At 45.1% G+C, this 19,678-nt stretch carries 20 protein-coding genes; 4 read left to right on the top strand and 16 right to left on the bottom strand.

Annotated elements, in window-relative coordinates:
- Window positions 1–66 precede the first annotated feature (66 nt).
- Entirely contained in the window at window positions 67–1,437 is a 1,371-nt protein-coding gene (locus EDC63_RS02405; RefSeq protein ID WP_223248413.1) for a sigma-54-dependent transcriptional regulator, read from the bottom strand.
- Between the two features lie 6 nt (window positions 1,438–1,443).
- Window positions 1,444–2,934, bottom strand: a complete 1,491-nt coding sequence (locus EDC63_RS02400; protein ID WP_165922884.1) for a sensor histidine kinase — start codon at window positions 2,932–2,934, stop codon at window positions 1,444–1,446.
- Window positions 2,935–3,225: 291 nt separating this feature from the next.
- Between EDC63_RS02400 and EDC63_RS02395 the strand changes: the two genes are divergently transcribed.
- From EDC63_RS02395 to EDC63_RS02380, 4 genes are read left to right on the top strand one after another with little or no spacing between them, the layout of a single operon-like run.
- Window positions 3,226–3,411 (top strand): hypothetical protein, encoded by a 186-nt coding sequence (locus tag EDC63_RS02395; RefSeq protein WP_124947561.1) that lies wholly within the window; start codon window positions 3,226–3,228, stop codon window positions 3,409–3,411.
- 48 nt (window positions 3,412–3,459) lie between these two features.
- Window positions 3,460–3,864: a hypothetical protein gene (locus tag EDC63_RS02390; RefSeq protein ID WP_124947562.1), complete on the top strand. Its 405-nt coding sequence runs from the start codon at window positions 3,460–3,462 to the stop codon at window positions 3,862–3,864.
- Window positions 3,845–4,111: a hypothetical protein gene (locus EDC63_RS02385; RefSeq protein ID WP_132920872.1), complete on the top strand. Its 267-nt coding sequence runs from the start codon at window positions 3,845–3,847 to the stop codon at window positions 4,109–4,111. The genes EDC63_RS02390 and EDC63_RS02385 overlap by 20 nt, the downstream gene beginning before the upstream one ends.
- A 36-nt stretch (window positions 4,112–4,147) precedes the next feature.
- Window positions 4,148–5,224 carry a sulfite exporter TauE/SafE family protein gene (locus EDC63_RS02380; protein ID WP_124947563.1) on the top strand — a complete coding sequence of 359 codons (1,077 nt, stop codon included), beginning with the start codon at window positions 4,148–4,150 and terminating at the stop codon, window positions 5,222–5,224.
- A 164-nt stretch (window positions 5,225–5,388) separates the two neighbouring features.
- Here EDC63_RS02380 and EDC63_RS02375 read toward each other — a convergent pair whose 3' ends face one another.
- The 14 genes from EDC63_RS02375 to EDC63_RS02310 all read right to left on the bottom strand — a co-directional run bounded on the left by EDC63_RS02375 (window position 5,389) and on the right by EDC63_RS02310 (window position 19,671).
- On the bottom strand, window positions 5,389–7,176 hold the full coding sequence (locus EDC63_RS02375) for a SulP family inorganic anion transporter (RefSeq protein WP_124947564.1): 1,788 nt from the start codon (window positions 7,174–7,176) through the stop codon (window positions 5,389–5,391).
- 116 nt (window positions 7,177–7,292) lie between these two features.
- On the bottom strand, window positions 7,293–7,730 hold the full coding sequence (locus EDC63_RS02370; RefSeq protein ID WP_124947565.1) for a DUF1841 family protein: 438 nt from the start codon (window positions 7,728–7,730) through the stop codon (window positions 7,293–7,295).
- Complete coding sequence (locus EDC63_RS02365; RefSeq protein ID WP_124947566.1) at window positions 7,723–8,814, bottom strand: FIST C-terminal domain-containing protein; 1,092 nt, start codon at window positions 8,812–8,814, stop codon at window positions 7,723–7,725. Before EDC63_RS02365 ends, EDC63_RS02370 begins: the two co-directional genes overlap by 8 nt.
- A 66-nt stretch (window positions 8,815–8,880) precedes the next feature.
- Window positions 8,881–9,513: an endonuclease III gene (nth, locus tag EDC63_RS02360; protein ID WP_124947567.1), complete on the bottom strand. Its 633-nt coding sequence runs from the start codon at window positions 9,511–9,513 to the stop codon at window positions 8,881–8,883.
- Window positions 9,514–9,645: 132 nt separating this feature from the next.
- Window positions 9,646–10,062, bottom strand: coding sequence for a hypothetical protein (locus EDC63_RS02355; protein ID WP_124947568.1), 417 nt, complete (start codon window positions 10,060–10,062; stop codon window positions 9,646–9,648).
- Window positions 10,063–10,109: 47 nt separating this feature from the next.
- Complete coding sequence (locus EDC63_RS02350; protein ID WP_124947569.1) at window positions 10,110–10,799, bottom strand: electron transport complex subunit E; 690 nt, start codon at window positions 10,797–10,799, stop codon at window positions 10,110–10,112.
- Between the two features lie 3 nt (window positions 10,800–10,802).
- The gene (gene rsxG, locus EDC63_RS02345) at window positions 10,803–11,447 is read right to left on the bottom strand and encodes an electron transport complex subunit RsxG (RefSeq protein WP_223248414.1); all 645 of its coding nucleotides are present in this window, start codon (window positions 11,445–11,447) and stop codon (window positions 10,803–10,805) included.
- 1 nt (window position 11,448) lies between these two features.
- Complete coding sequence (rsxD, locus tag EDC63_RS02340; RefSeq protein WP_124947571.1) at window positions 11,449–12,489, bottom strand: electron transport complex subunit RsxD; 1,041 nt, start codon at window positions 12,487–12,489, stop codon at window positions 11,449–11,451.
- A gap of 36 nt (window positions 12,490–12,525) precedes the next feature.
- Window positions 12,526–14,199: an electron transport complex subunit RsxC gene (gene rsxC, locus EDC63_RS02335; RefSeq protein WP_124947572.1), complete on the bottom strand. Its 1,674-nt coding sequence runs from the start codon at window positions 14,197–14,199 to the stop codon at window positions 12,526–12,528.
- 16 nt (window positions 14,200–14,215) lie between these two features.
- Complete coding sequence (gene rsxB / locus EDC63_RS02330) at window positions 14,216–14,764, bottom strand: electron transport complex subunit RsxB (protein WP_124947573.1); 549 nt, start codon at window positions 14,762–14,764, stop codon at window positions 14,216–14,218.
- A 43-nt stretch (window positions 14,765–14,807) separates the two neighbouring features.
- Window positions 14,808–15,383 carry an electron transport complex subunit RsxA gene (rsxA, locus tag EDC63_RS02325; protein ID WP_124947574.1) on the bottom strand — a complete coding sequence of 192 codons (576 nt, stop codon included), beginning with the start codon at window positions 15,381–15,383 and terminating at the stop codon, window positions 14,808–14,810.
- A gap of 107 nt (window positions 15,384–15,490) precedes the next feature.
- Complete coding sequence (gene ald, locus EDC63_RS02320; RefSeq protein ID WP_124947575.1) at window positions 15,491–16,609, bottom strand: alanine dehydrogenase; 1,119 nt, start codon at window positions 16,607–16,609, stop codon at window positions 15,491–15,493.
- Window positions 16,610–16,630: 21 nt separating this feature from the next.
- A complete protein-coding gene (locus tag EDC63_RS02315; protein ID WP_124947576.1) occupies window positions 16,631–18,526 on the bottom strand; it encodes a potassium transporter Kup in 1,896 nt (631 codons plus the stop codon).
- A gap of 131 nt (window positions 18,527–18,657) precedes the next feature.
- Window positions 18,658–19,671 carry a quinone-dependent dihydroorotate dehydrogenase gene (locus EDC63_RS02310; protein WP_124947577.1) on the bottom strand — a complete coding sequence of 338 codons (1,014 nt, stop codon included), beginning with the start codon at window positions 19,669–19,671 and terminating at the stop codon, window positions 18,658–18,660.
- Window positions 19,672–19,678: the final 7 nt, after the last annotated feature.

The following is a 19,678-nucleotide window of genomic DNA, read 5'->3' as shown; positions in this document are numbered from 1 at the left end:
TGCTGTGGCTAGAAGCAAGGTGTGTAATCAGACCGACTCACTTTAAGCTATAGGTAGTATGAGTCATTATATTGGCGCTATCTGATATTTTTTTAGCTTGCGCCATAGTGAAACCCGATCAATGCCAAGGGCCTGTGCTGCCACGGTCTGATTCCCCATGGATTCACTTAATACCCACAGTATATAATCTTTCTCTTGCTCTTCCAGAGGCAGGATACGTCCATTTTTTTTGCGAAATGTGCGGAAAGTCATTTCTCTCAAATCATCTGGCAGGTGTGTGCTTTCAATAGTGTCACTATGGGTAATGGCGACGCCACGCTCAATAATGTTTTCAAGTTCTCGTACGTTACCAGGGAAGTCATATCCAATCAGAAGTTCCATTGCTTCTTTGGAGATTTCTGTAACTTCCTTTTTCATCAAAGAGGCATATTTTTTTAAAAAGTGCAGGCTGAGCATGGGAATGTCTTCCAATCGCTCTGAGAGCGAAGGGATGGAGAGGTTAACTACGTTCAGGCGAAAGTATAAATCCTGACGAAATTCCCCACTTTTCATGGCTGTTTGCAAATCCCGGTTAGAGGCGGCAATAAAACGTACATCGACTTTTATCGGCTCGGTACCACCCAGATGAAGGATTTCCCTTTCCTGTATTACACGAAGTAATTTGACTTGCATGGAAGGGGACATTTCAGTAATTTCATCAAGAAATAGTGTTCCGCCAGAGGCGGCCTCTATGAGACCCTTTTTGCTCGAACTTGCGCCGGTAAATGCGCCCTTGTCATGGCCGAACAGTTCATTTGAGAGCAATTCTTCATTAAAGGCGCCACAGTTAACGGCCAGGAACAGCCCATTTTGTCTTTCGCTATTGTCATGAAGGTATCGTGCGAATAATTCCTTTCCTGTGCCGCTTTCCCCTGTAATAATGATATTGCAGTCTGTGGGCGCAACCTGTCTTGCGGTTTCAAGCATGCGCTGAATGGTGGGGTTTTGCGTTACGATTTTTACCTTTCCATGATAAAGATCAATTTGCGATTTAAGCGCCTGGTTTTCCTTTTTAAGGCGTACCTTTTCTATGGCTTCAGCGACAACTTTTCTTACTTCATCCAGACGAAACGGTTTGGATATGTAATGAAAGGCGCCATATTTCATGGCATCTACAGCTGATTCCAGTGTGGCAAAACCGGTGATCATGATGACTTCAGTATTCCGTGAAATTGCGCGGCATTTTTGAAGGATCTGCATGCCATCGACTTTCTCCATACGTAAATCTGTCAAAACGACGTCGAAATTTTGAGTGTCGAGTAATGTCAGCGCATTGGGACCGCTTTGAGTCGTTGTGACTTCATATCCTTCTTTTTTCATTATGTGTTCAAGGTTTTTAAGTGCGGCTTTTTCATCGTCCACAATAAGAAGCGTACCTGGTGTTGTCATGATATTCATGCTGAATTAATTAGGTTGTAAAGTGGATATCTGTACGGGAAGGCGAATTGTGAACGTGGCGCCGCCACCGCTTGCAGAACTCACGGCAATGCAACCGTGATGTTGTTCAATAATGTCATGCACGATAGAAAGGCCTAGCCCGGAACCTTGTCCTACATCTTTTGTTGTAAAGAACGGATCAAAAATGCGGGGCAGAACGTCATCAGCAATTCCTGTTCCGTTGTCCCGGATTTCTAAATCGACCACTTCTATGTGCGCTTCACATCTGCCATGAAACGTAATGTCATTTTTATCGTTTGCGGTGATAAACCGTTTCTCTGCCATTATGTGGATTTTTCCTTTTCCACCCAATGCATCCAGGCAGTTTTGAAGCAAGTTGAGCAAAGCTTGCTGCAGTCTTTGGCAGTCAGCCGTAATCATCAGGTTTTCAGGGATGTCGCTGGTGAGAGTCACGTTTGGCGGTATCATGCCTTTGCTGAAACGAATGGTTTCCGCTACCAACTTATCCAGTGCAATGTCGGAATGTTTAAATTCACGATCCCGGGCGAAATCAAGTAATGACCTGACGATGATGCGTGCACGGTCAGTCTGATTATCAATTTGCTCAAGCATTTCTTTCTGGAAAACGATGTCTGCGTGTCCCAGTTCTTCCTGGAGAATCTGACAGGAGCTGGATATATTGGATATCGGGTTGTTCAGTTCATGTGCTACGCCGGAAAGGAGTGTCCCCATCGAAGCTAGTTTTTCGGAACGGGTGATGCACTGTTGCCGTTTTTCAAGTTCTTCAATCATGTGATTAAAAGCGTGGGTAATTGAAATGATTTCATGCTCATTGGAATCAATTTTAAGCTTTTCAAGTCGGCCACCAGTTAAACCATTTATGCAGGTTTCCATGTGACGCAAGGGGCGAACCACCATTTTTGACAGTGTCATGCCTATCGCAATCATCACCAGTGCTATCAGTGCTAAATATCCAAAGAAAAAAGTCCGGGCTCTATCCAGGGATTTTTGAAGCATTAACCTTTCCGAGTTGGCGATATGTTCGCCTTCAATAGTGATCGCTCTGCCGATGTTACGAATCCTGGCTTCAAGCTGCTCCAATTGTGGTGGAGATAAAAGCGCGTGTTGCGAATACTGTTCTAAGAGCAGGCGGTAATTGACTAAATTCGAACGCAGGTTGGTGATGTTCTTGTGTGAGGTCAGTGATTCAAAATCATTTCCGTGTTTGTCTAATAGTGATTGAGCTTTTTCGATATAGCCTACATTTTCCCAATAATCAGCTAGTTGTCGGTACAGGAAATAATTCTTTTCAAATCTTCTGATTTCCAGTGTGACGTCAAAAAATTCAGTAATTCTTGTACCAGAGTGAATCTTTCCCTCTATAAGCCTTAGTTCCATAAAAGTAAATAGTGATAATCCAATGATCAAGGCTGCCATGGCGTAATAACCGTAATAGCCAAATGTAATTTTTTGCCTTAAGGATGATTGGATTTTCATGTGCATATGCTAAATCTTTGCATTGCAAATAGCAACATGTCGCATAAATATGCAACATTGGTAATTTTAAATAATTATTATATTAATCAATATATTGATAGTAGTTAGTGTTTTATTGGTTGATGATTGTTGCAATATGAAATAGTAGTTCTGTTTGATTGAAAGAGAATAGTTTAAGAAAAATGTATATATAACAATTGGTTGGTAAAAATATTAATGTGGCACGGTAACTGCTTAATAAGACGGTAGTAAACGACGCATGTTTTTTTAGATATTTCATTTGGAGTGGATATGAACAAAATATTCAGCAAATTGGGAAGGATGTTTACGGCGATGTCTTATGCAGAAGCAGGAAATTTTGATGCGGTTAGGCAAATTTTGAATGAAAACCACGCTTCAAAAGAAAAGGTGGATGAAATAAAAGTGAACGTGCCTGTCAGCGGAATGCCTTCAAACGGTATGGCTGATACACATTAGAAAAATGATAATTTGTTGCATGCAAACTAAGCGAAGTATGAGGTATTAGTGGGGCAGCTTGCCAACCCTGCGGCTGGTTCATGCCCTGAAAGAAAGATATTGCTGGCTGTGGGTAATGCTACCTGTAACCGTGAATCATTTCTTGCAGCGTTGAGTCTGTGTAAGCGGATGTCTGCCAGCTTGGATATTTTATGCGTTACAAATTGCCGCGTGAAAGACACTGCTCTGGAAAATTTTTTACTGGTTTTGGAAAGTGAAAAAGTTTTTTACAGGTTGGTGAAAAAGGTAGGAAGCTTTGATGCTGAAGTGGCTGATTATGTCAATCATTTTAAAAGCATCTTGTTTGTAGTCATGCCTCCACCAGCTGGATGGCCTGGAAAGAAGACACGTGATTATTGGGGTAAGGTTGGTTGTCCATTGGTAATAACGGGTGGTGACAGTTTTAAAAAATGAAAATTCAGGGGGAATGATGGAAAAGGTAAAAAATACAAAAAAAATCGTGAAACTGTTTGGTTTGGGGATGCTCTCTACCGGTCTATACGGGGTGTTATTTATAAATGAAAATCAGGTGCTTGACATAACTTCTCATGGGCATTGGGCATTTGTGATTCCAATTACCATTGCATTCGTCATCTCATTTGCGCATGGCGCATTTACGAGCGAGTTTTGGGATGTGCTAGGAATTAAAGCAAAAAAATAGTGGCTATATTGATTCATTATTTATTGGGGATTTCAAGTGGAAGGTCTTAATTTTATTGATCTAAATGTGACGAATGTCTTATTCCTGTTAATTGTAGGTTTTGTTGGAGGAATGGTGAGTGGGTTTATTGGCTCTGGCGGTGCTTTTGTGTTGACGCCGGCAATGATGAGCTTGGGAGTCCCAGGTATCGTGGCGGTGGCAAGTAATATGTGCCATAAGTTTCCCAAGGCATTGGTTGGCGCGTTAAAACGTGCGAAATATGGGCAGGTAGATCTGAAACTTGGACTGGTTATGGGTGCTTCGGCAGAAGCCGGTGTGTTATATGGGGCGCATATTCAGGAATCCATTAAAAAGGCGTTTGGTGATGCGGGTTCTAATCTTTATGTAAGCGTGGCATTTGTGATAGTGCTTGCTGTTGTAGGCGGTTACGTCATGCGAGATGCCATCAAGATATATCGTTCAGGAGCAACAGACGAGGAGGAAAAAAAAGGATCATTGGCAAAATGGGTTCAATCGGTTTACATTCCAGGCACCATGGTTTATTTCCCCAGCATCAAGGCAAAAATCTCTGTTCTGTTCACCATTCCTTTGGGCTTTGCAACTGGGTTGCTGGCGGCAACCATCGCTGTTGGCGGTTTTATCGGTGTACCTTCAATGATGTATGTACTAGGCGTGCCAAGCATGATGGCTTCAGCAACAGAACTGGTAATCGCTTTTGTGATGGGGGTAGGGGGCACAATCAAGTTTGCCTGGGGCGGGTATGTAGATATTCGATTGGCTATGATTATTCTTGCCGGATCTTTGTTCGGTATCCATTTGGGGGCAATTGGTACTACTTATGTGAAGCCCTACATGATTAAAGTGGTAATGGGCGTCATCATGATCACTGTGTTATTTAGCCGGGCATTTGTTATCCCTGTTTACCTCTCCCAACTTCACATGATTGCGCCGATGGCGGATGAGAATATGGCACTATTGAAAAATATCAGTCTTGGTGTGATGATACTGGCGCTTTTGCTGGGGGCAGGCATTGTGTTGTTTGCTCTTTGGCAGGGTATGCGTGATCACAAGCGTCAGACAAAAGTGTTGCAAGAAGCGATGGCAACCGATTGATATTCAGTTTATTACTTGAACATTTATTGGTTACGTGTGATTTTTTTACAAAATAAAACCCGCAAGGTGGTTAACTTGCGGGTTTTATTTTGTTAGGCAAAATGGTAAAAACTGACCTGGCAGTATGTTTTAAATACTACTAGAAAGCAGTCAAAATCTAATGGTTATCTTGGTTCACCATTAGGCAAAGATTGGTGACATTCTCTGAAAATTCGCACTGTACAGTTTCTGCAGATTTCTGAATCTAGCTTGCTGTAGATGGTGGTAATTGCAGTGGTTTTGGATTTAAAAATATTGTCATTGCCAATATCCTTGATATATCCCCCTTTTTTGATCATTTCGCAGGCGCCTTCTTTTACTCCTTTAAAATACAGTCCACCGTTCATTTTTTTGCGTCGCTTGGCTTCCTGAACCAACATTTCACCACCGGCAAGATCTACAAAGTTGATGCCATCTGCAACCACAAGCACATGTTTATGTTGTGGATTGTACTCGTCTATTTGTTGCAAGGAAGTCTGGATGTGATTAACTGCTCCAAAAAAGATTGAACCGTCAATACGTACAGTTTTTAGTTGAGGGCACTCATGCATACCTTCGCGCGGGGTTGAAAATTTGCGTTTTTCATTAGAGGTGTCCGGTACGATATCACGCACGGTCGGGCGAGATGTGCGATAGAGGTAAAGAGCAAGTGACAGTGTTATACCGAAGAAAATGCCCTTTTCAAGATCGATCAGCGTACCGATGAATGTAACCGCAAGAATGGTGGTTTCAACACGGCTGGTTTTGAGAATGGAAGCAATATGATGAAAGTCGATGAGCCCCCATGCGACCAGGAACAGAATTCCCGCCATGGCGGCAGTGGGTAAATAAGCGGCTAGTGGTGCGACCAGTAGCAGGATGATGATCAAAAATATAGATGCAAACACTGCAGCAAGGGGGGTACGTGCACCGGAGGCGTAATTCACACCGCTACGATTGAATGAGCCACTAGAGGCATAACCAGAGAAAAAACTGCCAAAAATGTTCGACAGGCCCTGTCCAATAAACTCTTGATTACCATCTATTCGCTGTTCAGATTTGACTGCAATTGCACGGGAAATGGATACCGCTTCTGTCAGTGCTAGCATTGTTACTACCAATGCTGGAAAGAAAGCATGCTGAAGTGAGGTAAGCGAAAGGTCTGGGTGAGAAAGTGGTGGTAAGCCTGAGGGTAGAGCGCCAACCGTTTTTATTTGTGTCGCATCAATACCGCCAAAAAAAGTATTCAGAATGACTGCTACCAGACTCCCAATAATCATTGCCGCAATCATATAGGGAAATTTTGAATAAAATTTCTTGAACAAAATACCTGAAACGAGCGTAATTAAACCAACACCAGTGACGTAAAGATTAATATCTCCAATTTGAAGGAATAATTGGTGAATGGTTTCGTGGAATGGTGTGCCGCGAGGGATACTGATGCCAAAGAAGTGCTTGATTTGGCTGGATGCAATCAGAATTGCAGCGCCAGCGGTAAAGCCAATCACCACTGTATGAGAGATAAAGTTTACTAACGCACCCATGCGGGCCATGCCAAGAATCAGTTCGAATAGACCAACCATGAAAGTCAGCGTAAGCACCAGACTGATGAAATCGGGAGAACCAGGAGCCGCATGGGGACTGACAGATGCAAAGACTGCGATGGAAATGGCAGTCGTTGGCCCGGAAACCAGATGCCAGCTTGAACCGAATAGTGCGCCAATAATGGCGGGAATCATGGCTGCATATAAACCGTATTCTGGCGGCATTCCGGCAATCGTGGCAAATGCAACGCCCTGCGGCAGCACAATCATGGCACCAGTCAAACCGGCCATCAGATCTGCGCGACTGGATTCCTTTGTGACCATCGGCCACCAGCGAAGAAAGGGGAAGACTTTATAAAGCCAGAGATTACAAGCGAGAATATCTTTCACGGGTGATTCCTGAAAATTGAGTTTGCTCCCTGTTGTAATATGGCAAAACAGGAAGGCTCGTAAAAAACCTGCAATTTTCTTATATTTTACGCAGAGTTGCAAACGCTATGATTAATTTAGCTATTGCGATGTACTTTTGTTGTCAGGCAATTCAGATATACAGAAGCATCCGGTGCGCTATTATTGCGCTGAGCCTGCCAGATCATTTCTGCCAGGCAATCCATGGCGATGTGTTGAGCATCGTGGGCTGTGCTGCCCTTTTTAAGCAGGTTTTGGTAGTGACTTCGAATACCCTGAGGCTGATCAATAGAAAGCTGCTCTTCTATTGCCAGATGCATGCTCATATGCAAGAAGGGATTGGTTTCACCAAATTCAGGCAAAAAATCTCGGTCTATGTGTTTTTCGGGATCTGAAAGCATAGCGTGATATTCCGGGTGTTGCAGGATAATATCCAACGCTGTGCCTTCTAAGCCAGATAAAGACTCTTTAACTTGATATTTGCGCCAAGTGTCGAAGAAGAAGCGGCGTGCTTCCTCTCTGGAAGGATTAAACATTGCCTGAAAATAATCCCAGAATGGCGGCGTACTGGAATAAATGATTGTTATTGTTTAATGGGCCTATTTCACCGTTGCCGTAAAATCCGATGATGGGCATGCTTGGAAATCGCTGCTTGGTTAGCTCAAGATCTCTGTCTATGCCACCATAGAAGTAAGGGCCTCGCCCTGTGCAAGGAAAGAGCAAGCCAAAATCCGGTGCACTTGTTAATTGTTCTTGCATGCGGTCAATGGCCATTCGCATATCGCGTTCAGCTGCAAGGGGTTGGCGGAAGGCCCAGAAAAGTTTTTCGCCCACATCAATACGCTTGGAAAGGGTAATGGATCGGTCATCAGTGTTGGTGGATATGATAGGAGTCAGATGGAATCTGCCTTCAGCAATCGCGGTAGATGGTTCCCCAAATGTAATGCCTGCCATAATCAGATGCAGGGGAATTCTTTCCAGTTCACGTACTTCTAAGGGGAGTTCCCGTATGAGTGTGTTGAGTGCAGGTTGGTTGCCAAGAGATTGCACATCATACCCATTAACCTGAGTAACCTCTTGCGGACGTGTTAGAGCACGTATTCCTTGTGAAATGCCAATGGCGCCGCTCGCACCACTAATCAATGTTTCACATCGACCGTTAGCAACTTCCTTGCCCCCACACCAGACCTTGAATGGGCCCTGTCCTGTGGCATCGCCAGATACCCCCCCATAACGTATCCCTGGTTCAGAAAGCCAGTTCGTGTTGATGGCATTCGGTGCAGCCAGTGTGAGTATCAGGTCGTCAGATTGAGGTGAGTGAACAGGTAATAAACTGATGCCATCTCCAAAAACCATAGCAGCTGCTGCTGGAGAATCCAGCACCCAGTCATCTTCTGTGAAAATACCGACAGCAGAACAGCCCACAATGTGCGTGCAATTGCTAGCGCGAGACGCTGCTAAAAGTGAAGGCTGAGGGTCACGGGCAAAATCAGGGGTAAGAAATAGGAGAACGCTTGCAGCGATTTCAAGTTCTGCTTTTTCCATGGCTTGGGCCACGGCTTGTTTAGCTAAATCCGGGCTGGCTATTTGACCTGTTGCGAGACCTGTTGCGATTTTCATATGGATAACAAATTGACAGAATTAAGCCATTTTACAGGATTAAAACGCTATTCATGCAAATCCTGTTTACTGGGTTTTAGATTTGTACTCACATAAATCGCGAATAATGCATTCAGGGCAGCTAGGTTTTCTCGCTTTACAAGTATATCGACCATGCAATATAAGCCAGTGATGTGCATTGAGCAGGAATTTTTTGTCGATGAATTTTAATAGTTTTTGTTCAACTTCCGAAACGTTTTTACCGGGTGCCAGACCTGTACGGTTAGACACGCGGAAAATATGGGTATCTACAGCCATTGTGGGATGGCCAAAAGCTGTATTTAAAATGACGTTCGCGGTCTTCCTGCCTACGCCGGGCAGTTTTTCAAGTTCTTCGCGAGTATTAGGTACTTGACTATGATGTTGCTCCACCAAAAGCCGGCAGGTTTCCATGATGTGCTTTGCTTTGCTGTGGTATAACCCGATTGTCTGGATGTACTGCTTTAATCCTTCCAGCCCTAGTTGCAGTATCAGCTCTGGTGTATTGGCGAGCGGGTAAAGTTTTCTGGTGGCAATATTGACTCCTTTGTCGGTTGATTGCGCAGAAAGCACTACAGCAATCAGCAGTTCAAAAGGGGTTGTGTAAAGCAGTTCTGTTGTAGGGTTTGGATTTAATGAGGAAAGGCGGGTAAATATTTCGTGACGTTTTTGGGTGTTCATATGTCAATCTGGCTATAAACACAGAGTTAGCGAGCGTTGCTGAATAGCCTGTTATTCCCTGAAGATTAAGGAAATAACAGGCTGTTTTATCTTGCCTCTGCGTTTTTTGAATTGTTATTAATTGAAAAGACTTCAGGTGTGGCGGAAATAACCAATCACCGGTGTTGCTTCACGAGGTGTTTGTTCTGCTTCCTTGTGTAAGGCTTCCAGTAGGTGATGATGATCTTCTTCCAATTTGTGAAGTTGCTCTTCTGACAATTTGGGCAAAATGACACCAGCGATAAACTGACCTAAATCTATCATTGTCGTGCACCATTGATATTTATGCAGATGAAAATCATGATGGGCGTGTTGGCCATAAGGGAATTCATTGAAATCCTGGCCCTTCGCTGCCTTTAATCCTGGGTCATTTGCGACAAACTGCTTGGTCCAATTAAACCACCATTGGTTGTATTTTTCCTGAAGTACCAGTCCAAGTCCATGCTTTTCGTAAAAAGCAAACACGCTTACGCGATTTACATTGCCGCTGAATGGAAAGTGTCCGGACATAAAAAGTTCCTTCTTAAAGTGTTCAAATAGGGATGGTCAGGTGCTTCTTATGCAGTTGCAACCTGAATGTCTGGCTGGTGTGTTTCAGGTTTTGCCGTTGCACGTTGTTCAAGGTAATTTTTTCCGGCAATCAGCAGGCCTAATCCAATGAAAGCCCCAGGTGGGAGAATGGCTAGCAGAAAGCCGTGGTAATCTGGTATGACATGTAACACCATGTGCTTGGCAGCCTCACCAAAGACCATATCGAGCCCGGAAAAAAGGGTGCCCTTGCCAATAATTTCACGTGCGCCACCAAGCACCGCCAGTACTAAAGTCAGCCCCACGCCCATCATCAATCCATCAACCATTGAAGGCAGAACACGGTTTTTTGATGCAAATGCTTCGGTTCTTGCCAGAACGATGCAGTTAGTAACGATGAGCGGAATAAAAATGCCGAGTACGAGATAAAGTGGATGCACAAAAGCGTTCATGCCCATCTGAACCACGGTGACCAGTACCGCAATAATTAATATAAAAACGGGGATGCGGATTTCATTGGGAACAACATTTCTCACAGCGGAAACAGCGCCATTGCTCATGCTCATGACTATGGCAGTTGCCAGTCCAAGGCTAATGCCGTTTACTGCGGTTGTGCTCACTGCCAGCAGAGGACATAAGCCAAGCAACTGAACCAAGCCGGTATTTTGGTTCCATAAACCATTTCGTATGATTTCTTTGTAACTTGGTTGATTGCTCATTATTTACGCTCCTGCTGAATTGGACTGTTCTGCCAAAAGTTTGTTCTTGTTGTTCTCAAAATATTGTAAAGCTTTAAATACTGCTTTTACTACAGCACGGGGAGTTATGGTGGCGCCAGCCATACTGTCAAAATGGCCACCATCTTTTTTTACCTTCCAGTCCTGGGAGGGGATTTTTTTCAGTGAAGTATGATCGAAATGGGTAATCCAATCGCTTTTGGCAATATCTATATAGTCTCCCAGACCCGGTGTTTCATTATGCGCAACTACACGGACACCTGCTACTTCGCCATTTTCCAGTATGGCAACCAGTAAGTTTATCTTTCCACTATAGCCATCTGGAGCAATAACTTCCAGTACTACAGCCGTAGTTTTGCCATGCAGGCGAGCAGGATAGGCAAAAGTAGGCTCATCATTTCCTAGTTTATCATCAGGTTGTAAAATGAACGCATCCTGTACCAGATTATTATCAAATAGCGCATGGGGTAGAGTTTGGCTGATTAAGGCCATTTTTTCCTGTTCTACATTCTTGCTGATGATGTCTTTAGTGCTATTGGCAGTGAAGGCAAGCAATGCAGTGCCAACAATCGTAAATGCGATCATTGTTGCAGCAGTACGCGCTGCTATTTTGATGATGAATTCATTCACTTCATTTTTCCTGTGCATCGGGTTGCACGCTTTTATGACCGAATACCTTAGGTTGTGTGTACGCATCGATGAGTGGAACGCAAATATTCATGATGAGTACAGCAAAAGCCACACCATCAGGATATCCACCCATTGATCGAATAACGTAAGTCAGAAAGCCGATTCCCGCGCCAAAGATCAGTTTGCCTTTGGGAGTCGTTGCGCCGGTGATAGGATCGGTCGCAATGAAAAATGCGCCCAGCATGGCACCGCCACTCAACAGATGGAACCACGGAGAAATGTAGCGATCGGTATCGTAAATATGGAATAAGCTGCCTGTGAGAAATAGTCCGGACAGGAAAGCAACAGGAATATGCCAGGTGATGATGCGTTGCTGCCATAATATTAATCCACCTGCCAAATACCCCAGTGCGATTATTTCTGTTCCCTTGCCGCTGCCCCAGCTGAAAATGGGCATTTGAAGTATCTCGTTAATAGTATGTTCAAGCTTGAGCTGGGTTTTTAAAGTATCTAATGGTGTAGCCATACTGACAGCATCGAGATTCAGGCCATCTGGCATGATGCCCGCAAAGATATATTGCAGTTCTTGAGTAAATGTAAGATGTGCACTCGCAAGCATTTCCGGCGCGGGCCATTGCGTCATATGCACCGGGAAGGAAATGATCATGACGGCATATCCGACCATGGCAGGATTGAACAGGTTGTTTCCCAATCCGCCATATAAATGTTTGGCGACGATAATGGCAAATGCGGTTGCTATGACGATTAGCCACCAGGGTGCCAAAGGTGGCATGGAAAGCGCCAGAAGCACCGCCGTAACTGTTGCGCTCCCATCCAGTAAAAATGGTTTTACGGCATAACTGCGAAATTTGAGCATCATCGATTCGCAAACTAACGCAGTTGCAATGGCCAGCATGATGCTTACCAGAATAGCTGGTCCGAAATACATGACGTATAGCCCGATCGCAGGCACCAGGGCGAGCAGCACCTTAAGCATGATGATGCTGACACTGGTTGTTTCTTTGATGTAGGGTGAATTCATGAAATCAATTTCAATACGTTAAATAGGGATACAACATCACTCAATTTCTTTTTGAGCCAATTCACGAATTTTTTCTCTTCTGGCTTCGATGTTCTGAATTTCTTTTAGTTTGTCCGGTGGGAGATTATCAACGTTCTTTGGCGCAATGCCTGCTTTCTTGGCCTTGGAGCGCTCGATAGCAGCCTGAATTGCTGCCTTTTTAGCGGCGGCATCACTGTCAATCCCAGATGGGTTTGCAGTTCCCTCAACCGCTGGGGTAGGAGCTGCTTTTGCGGCAGCTGCCTTTTTAGCCAGTTTTTCGGCGCGTTCCTGTTTTTCCCGATCAATTCTGAGCTGGCGGAATTCATGTCGTTCCCTGGCAAGGTCTGATGCCTGTTTTTCCTTTTCCCGCGCCCAGATTTCACTTTTGGCAAAACGGTAGTATTGCACAAGTGGTATGTTACTTGGGCAAACGTAACTGCAACAACCGCACTCGATACAGTCAAAAAGGAAATACTCCTGTGCTTTACCAAGGTTTTTGGCACGTGCAAACCAGTATAGCTCCTGTGGTTGAAGATCCACAGGGCAGGCTTGCGCACAACGGGTGCAACGGATGCACTGCATTGGAGCAGGGGGCTGAGGGAAAAGCCTGGGTGATGCAGCAATAATGCAATTGGTGGCTTTGATTGCTGGAACCCGATCAGATGGCAGGTCAAATCCCATCATGGGTCCGCCCATTATGTAACGGTTTGTGTCCGCTTTTGGCGTACCGGTTAGTGCAACCAGTTCGTTGACAGGCGTGCCAATGAGCATCTCAAAATTCTGGGGAAGGGTGACATTTCCCGTCACAGTGACGATGCGTGAGATGACGGGTTCACCATGGTTAATAGCACGGTGAATACTATAGGCGGTAGCTACGTTGAAACACTGCACGCCGATATCGGTTGAACGTCCACCAGAAGGGGGCTCCTTATTGGTAAGCACCTTAATCAGCTGCTTGGCACCTCCACCTGGATAAATTGTAGGAACGGGGATGACGTCAATCTGAAAATGCAAATTGCTGCAGGCTGCCTGCATGGCAGCGATGGCTTCCGGTTTGTTATCTTCAATGCCTATCAGAATTTCTTCCGGACGCATCAGATACCGCATGATCTCGATGCCCTGAACAATTTCATCAGCACGTTCACGCATCAGCATGTCATCGCAGGTAATCCAGGGCTCGCATTCCGCACCATTAATAATCAATGTCTGGATTTTTTGCTGGGGTCCAGGATTCAATTTGATAAAACTGGGGAATACGGCGCCACCCAATCCGACCACGCCAGCATCACGTAATCTGTTGCGTAAGGCACTGAGATCCATCTCACGGTAATTTAGTGGAATACGTTCTGCCCAGGTGTCTTCACCATCGGACTCTAAAACGATACATAAATCCGGTAGTCCCGATGGATGTGGGACTGACAACATCTCAATTGCACTGACCGTACCAGAAGTGGATGCATGTACTGATGCTGAGACATAGCCTTCGGCCTGAGCAATCATTTGCCCTTTTAATACCTTTTCGCCAACCTGGACGATTGGCTTGGCAACATTGCCAATATGCTGGTGCAAAGGGATTGTCAAACGTGAAGGAATGGGCGCTTTAACGATTGGCCGTCCCGCAGATACTTCTTTATGTTGGGGCGGGTGGACACCACCATTAAAATTGTAGAGAGATCGCAGGTTCGTCATATGTATGTATATGTGGTCATACCGATTTTATTTGATATATCGGGTACTGCCATTTCCATGTGCTGATATCAGGTTGAATTTCTATCATGCTGATGCAATCCACCGGGCAAGGCGCAACGCATAATTCGCATCCGGTACATTCGGCTGCCAGAATGGTGTGCATCTGCTTTGGCGCGCCTAAAATAGCATCTACAGGGCAAGCCTGAATACATAATGTGCAGCCGATGCAGGTTGGTTCATCAATAATAGCGACAGACTTAGGCTTGGGCGTGCCGTGTTCAGCATTCAGGGGTTTGAAATCTTTGCCTAGCAATTCAGCAAGCTTACGCACTCCCTCATCACCCCCTGGCGGGCATTGGTTTATCTCAGCTTCTTCCCTTGCGATAGCTTCTGCATAGGGTTTGCACCCAGGGAAACCACATTGACCGCATTGTGTCTGGGGTAGAATTGCGTCGATTTTTTCAACGAGGGGATCGCCTTCTACCTTGAATTTGATAGATGCATAACCCAGTACTGCACCCAGTAATAAAGCAAGGCCTGTCATGACCAGCAAGGCTGTTAGCATGCTTGAACCTTGTGTTTTACTGCTGTTGAAATGAACGTTTCGATCACTTCACCAACCCGGCAAAACCCATGAATGCAAGGCTCATTAATCCTGCCGTGATCATCGCAATGGCCGAACCTTTGAATACAGGCGGCACATCGGCTGCATCGAGGCGTTCTCGCATGGATGCAAACAGGATCAATACCATGGAAAATCCAACGGCGCCGCCCAGACCGAAAAGCAAAGATTCCAGAAAGTTATGTTTCTGTTGTACATTCAGCAAGGGAATGCCTAGTACCGCGCAGTTGGTTGTGATCAGCGGCAGATAGATTCCCAATACCTGATGCAGCGTCGGGCTGGTTTTTTGCACCACCATTTCAGTAAATTGAACAATACCAGCAATGACCACAATAAATGACAGTGTGCGGAGGTAGAACAGGTCAGTGCCCAGGAGATACTCATTGATCAGATAACTGGACCCGGAGCCCAGGGTCAGGACAAATGTGGTGGCTGCACCCATGCCGATCGCGGTCTCCAGTTTCTTGGAAACCCCCATGAACGGGCATAGGCCGAGTATTTTTACGAGCACGATGTTATTAACAAACACCGCCCCGACTAATAGAAGTAAATAGCTTTCCATCTGCTTTATTATTGGTCGCTAATATTTATGAAATTATCGTCTGCTCAGTGAAATGTTGCAACCCTATTATACAAGCAGGTATTGGGTTGAAGCACAGTGTTGTGAGTTTAAATGTCTTTGAATGCGACAGCGGGGGGCGTGAAAGGACTATTTAAATCTGAGGCGACGGCCGGATGCGTAATTTTTCCGAAATGCACGTTCAGTCCGTTGAGGAAACCTGGATTATCCGTAAACGCCTTCTGATAGCCTTTTCCGGCAATCTGTAATGCATAAGGGAGGGTGGCATGCGTCAGTGCGAAGTTTGATGTGCGTGCAACTGCTCCAGGCATGTTTGTTACACAGTAATGTACTACCCCTTCTTCTATGTAGGTAGGATTGGTGTGCGTTGTCGGCCGGGATGTTTCAGCACATCCTCCCTGATCAATCGCAACATCGACCAACACTGATCCCTGTTTCATGGAAGCAATAATTTTGCGGGTCAGTAATTTCGGTGCTTTTTTCCCGGGCAATAAAATCGATCCAATAATTATATCCGCTTCTTGAGCCAGTGTTTCGATAGTATGGGGATCTGAATAGGCAGTTTTCAGTCGCGAACCAAAAATATCATCCAGATAGCGGAGCCGTGTTGCATTAATATCGAGTAAAGTAACGTCTGCACCCAGGCCTATTGCCATCTTTGCAGCATTAGTGCCAACTATCCCGCCTCCCAGTATCAGTACTTTTCCAGGGGGCACACCTGGAACGCCTCCCAGTAACGTGCCATTGCCCCCGTGTTCCATTTGAAGCGCCGTTGCACCTGCCTGGATAGAAATTCTGCCTGCAACTTCAGACATGGGCGTTAATAAGGGAAGGGTGCCATGAGCGTCGGTGATAGTTTCGTATGCGATGCCAATTACTTTGTTTTGCAATAGCGCATGGGTGAGGTCTGGTGCAGGAGCCAAATGCAAGTAGCAAAAAAGTATCTGCCCTTCTTTTAAATAAGGGAATTCAGTGGGTTGAGGCTCTTTGACTTTAATAATCAAATCAGCATCGTAAACCGCTTTGGCTGATTGAGCGATGTTTGCTCCGGCAGCAAGATAGTTTTCATCACTAAAGCCAATTCTGGATGCGGCGGATGTTTCAACAATGACATCGTGGCCAGCCGTTACCAGTGCTTTTACACCCGCAGGTGTGGCGCCTACTCGATACTCCTGATCCTTGATCTCTTTTGGTATGCCTATGCGCATGTTTTTACCTAATGGCTAACGCTAAAGTTCAACTTGTGAGCCTAGCTCAATGACTCGATTGGTTGGAATTTTGAAGAAGGCTGTTGCGCTACTGCCGTTACGAGCCATGTGAACAAATATTTTTTCTCGCCATAAAGCCATTTCCGGCATTTTTGTGGGAATCAGTGTCTCTCTGCTCAAGAAAAATGAGGTTTCCAGCATATTAAATTCCATTCCTTCAATTTTGCACTGGGAAAGTGCATCAGGAATGTCCGGGTCATCTTTAAAGCCGTAGTAAATGACTACGCGATAAAATTCATTTCCCAATGGATGTATTTCCAGTCGCTCTTCATTGGGTACCCAAGGGACATCCATGGTTTGCACTGTGAGTAATACCACTTTTTCATGCAATACTTTGTTGTGCACCAGATTATGGAGCAATGCGTGTGGCACACCTTCCGGGCTGGCAGTCAAAAATACTGAAATACCCGGTACGCGTATCGGGGGATGTTCAGCAATACTGGCAAGAAAAGGTTCAAGAGCTATGGCTCCTTCACGCAGGCGTTCAAAGAGAATTTGCCGCCCCCGCTTCCAGGTGGACATCAATGTAAACCAGCCAATACCAATGGCTAACGGAAACCAGCCGCCTTGTACAATTTTCATGGAATTGGCACTAAAGAACGCTAGATCAATGGATAAGAAAAAGGCCATGCCAATTAATGTGGTTGGCCAACTCCATTTCCATAGTCCACGTACTACAACGAATGCAAGAATAGTATCGATCGCCATAGTTCCGGTTACGGCAACCCCATAAGCAGCGGCAAGATTGCTTGATGACTGGAAACCGAGGATAAGCAGAATAATGCCTACCAACATACCCCAGTTCATGAAAGGAATGTAAATCTGGCCGATTTCCTTAGCTGATGTATGTAATATTTCCATACGGGGCATGAAGCCCAGTTGAATGGCTTGCCGCGTGACTGAAAAAGTACCAGTGATCACTGCCTGGGAAGCAATGACTGTTGCTATTGTCGCCAGGGCTATCATCGGGTAGATACCCCATTCGGGGATCATCTTGTAAAATGGGTTTACTGCAGCGCTGGGGTCATGGATGAGTAGCGCACCCTGACCAAAATAGTTTAGCAATAGAGATGGCAAAACAAACAAAAACCAGGCGGCGCGTATGGGATGTTTCCCAAAATGGCCCATATCAGCATAAAGCGCTTCTGCACCCGTCAACGCAAGTACAACAGCCCCTAGTACTAAAAAACCATGCCACTCATGGACCAGAAAGTAGTCCACGGCATACATCGGGTTGATAGCGTACAAAACATCCGGATATTGAAATATTTTAATCACACCCAGAACTGCAAGTGTTAAGAACCAGATGATCATGACAGGGCCGAATAACGCACCAACGCTAGCCGTGCCATTACGCTGAATTTTGAATAATGCGATCAGCACACCCAATGAAATAGGGATAACATAAGGCTCAAGCGTAGGTGTGGCAACGTTTAAACCTTCAACCGCCGAAAGTACTGAGATTGCAGGGGTGATCAAACCATCACCAAAAAAGAGCGCTGCTCCAAATATACCTAAAACCAGTAGAATCCAGCGCAACCGGGAGTCTTTCTCTGTGACGCGCTGCATCAAGGCGATCAACGCCATAATTCCGCCTTCACCTTTGTTGTCTGCACGCATAATGAATACAACGTACTTGAGGGACACAACTATCAGTAAAGACCAGAAAATCAAAGACAAGATGCCAAGCACATTAGCATGGTTCGCCGGGATGCTATGAACCCCATTGAATACTTCTTTTAGCGTGTAAAGGGGACTGGTACCAATATCACCATAAACCACCCCGATTGCAGCAATAGATAGCGCTGTCAGGTTTTGTTTCTGGTGCGAGCTGACTTCATCATTGGTTTGCTGCATGCATCCTCACATTTTTGATTTTTTCAGGACTAGTCGTGTGTATTCTAGGCGTTCTAATGCAAAATTTCCGGTTTTTTTTGGTGTGGCAATAAAATTGATACTGGGAAAATAGGGCATTGTTTTGTCACCGATTAACGTATCGTTTGGAGAATTTCTTTAATGAGTTCCGGGCCACGATATATAAGACCACTGTATATCTGGACCAAGTCTGCACCTGCTTTAAATTTTTCTTCCGCATCCAATCCGTTCAAAATGCCACCGACTCCAATGATGGGGATTTTCTTTTGCAACGCCAAACTGAGTTGTTTAATCACTGCTGTTGATTTGATGCGTACAGGTGCACCGCTGAGTCCACCAGTTTCATTGCCTTGATTCAAACTTTCCACCCCTTCCCGTGAAAGGGTGGTGTTGGTAGCAATGACGCCGTCGATTTTATATTGCAGAAGCAATTCTGCAATTTCAATGATTTGTTCGGTTTCCAAGTCTGGTGCAATTTTAAGTGCAATTGGCACATATTTACCATGGTCGCTGGCAAGTTTGTCTTGCGCTGTTTTTAATTGGTCAAGCAGGGCACCTAATTCGTCAGCTTGCTGCAATTGGCGCAGGTTCTTGGTGTTAGGGGATGAAATGTTCACTGTAATGTAGCTGGCGTAAGGGTAAACCTTGCGGAGACCTATCAGGTAATCGTCAGCAGCTTTTTCAATAGGTGTATCGAAGTTTTTGCCGATGTTGATACCCAAAATACCAGAGTATCGCGCTTTTTCAACATTGGCGATCAGACTGTCAACGCCATTGTTGTTAAAACCCATGCGGTTGATAATGGCATTGGCTTCTGGGATGCGAAATAATCGGGGTTTAGGGTTGCCTGGCTGTGGACGTGGTGTCACAGTCCCGATTTCAATAAAGCCGAATCCTAAATCACTCAGTGCATCGATGTAATCGCCATTTTTGTCTAGCCCAGCAGCTAATCCAACTGGGTTCGGAAAAGAGAGCCCCATGACGCTGCGAGGCAAACATTTATGTCCGGGTTTGATTAGCCGTAATAGGCCAAGCTTATGTGCTTTTTCCAGGGCATCCAGTGTGAAATGATGGGCTGATTCCGGATCTAGCTTGAAAAGGAGAGGGCGCAGTATGGAATAAAGCATGGCGCAA

The sequence above is a fragment of the Sulfurirhabdus autotrophica genome (assembly GCF_004346685.1).
GTDB classification, from domain to species: domain Bacteria; phylum Pseudomonadota; class Gammaproteobacteria; order Burkholderiales; family SMCO01; genus Sulfurirhabdus; species Sulfurirhabdus autotrophica.
Note: the sequence above shows the minus strand (reverse complement) of the source record. Positions and strands in the feature narration are given on the sequence as shown.

Excerpts from the sequence above, each read along its gene's own strand:
- EDC63_RS02405 (WP_223248413.1), bottom strand. The coding sequence starts at position 1,437 with ATGAATATCATGACAACACCAGGTACGCTTCTTATTGTGGACGATGAA.
- EDC63_RS02400 (WP_165922884.1), bottom strand. The coding sequence starts at position 2,934 with ATGAAAATCCAATCATCCTTAAGGCAAAAAATTACATTTGGCTATTAC.
- EDC63_RS02395 (WP_124947561.1), top strand. The coding sequence starts at position 3,226 with ATGAACAAAATATTCAGCAAATTGGGAAGGATGTTTACGGCGATGTCT.
- EDC63_RS02370 (WP_124947565.1), bottom strand. The coding sequence starts at position 7,730 with ATGTTTAATCCTTCCAGAGAGGAAGCACGCCGCTTCTTCTTCGACACT.
- EDC63_RS02365 (WP_124947566.1), bottom strand. The coding sequence starts at position 8,814 with ATGAAAATCGCAACAGGTCTCGCAACAGGTCAAATAGCCAGCCCGGAT.
- nth (WP_124947567.1), bottom strand. The coding sequence starts at position 9,513 with ATGAACACCCAAAAACGTCACGAAATATTTACCCGCCTTTCCTCATTA.
- EDC63_RS02355 (WP_124947568.1), bottom strand. The coding sequence starts at position 10,062 with ATGTCCGGACACTTTCCATTCAGCGGCAATGTAAATCGCGTAAGCGTG.
- EDC63_RS02350 (WP_124947569.1), bottom strand. The coding sequence starts at position 10,799 with ATGAGCAATCAACCAAGTTACAAAGAAATCATACGAAATGGTTTATGG.
- rsxD (WP_124947571.1), bottom strand. The coding sequence starts at position 12,489 with ATGAATTCACCCTACATCAAAGAAACAACCAGTGTCAGCATCATCATG.
- rsxC (WP_124947572.1), bottom strand. The coding sequence starts at position 14,199 with ATGACGAACCTGCGATCTCTCTACAATTTTAATGGTGGTGTCCACCCG.
- rsxB (WP_124947573.1), bottom strand. The coding sequence starts at position 14,764 with ATGCTAACAGCCTTGCTGGTCATGACAGGCCTTGCTTTATTACTGGGT.
- rsxA (WP_124947574.1), bottom strand. The coding sequence starts at position 15,383 with ATGGAAAGCTATTTACTTCTATTAGTCGGGGCGGTGTTTGTTAATAAC.
- ald (WP_124947575.1), bottom strand. The coding sequence starts at position 16,609 with ATGCGCATAGGCATACCAAAAGAGATCAAGGATCAGGAGTATCGAGTA.
- EDC63_RS02315 (WP_124947576.1), bottom strand. The coding sequence starts at position 18,526 with ATGCAGCAAACCAATGATGAAGTCAGCTCGCACCAGAAACAAAACCTG.
- EDC63_RS02310 (WP_124947577.1), bottom strand. The coding sequence starts at position 19,671 with ATGCTTTATTCCATACTGCGCCCTCTCCTTTTCAAGCTAGATCCGGAA.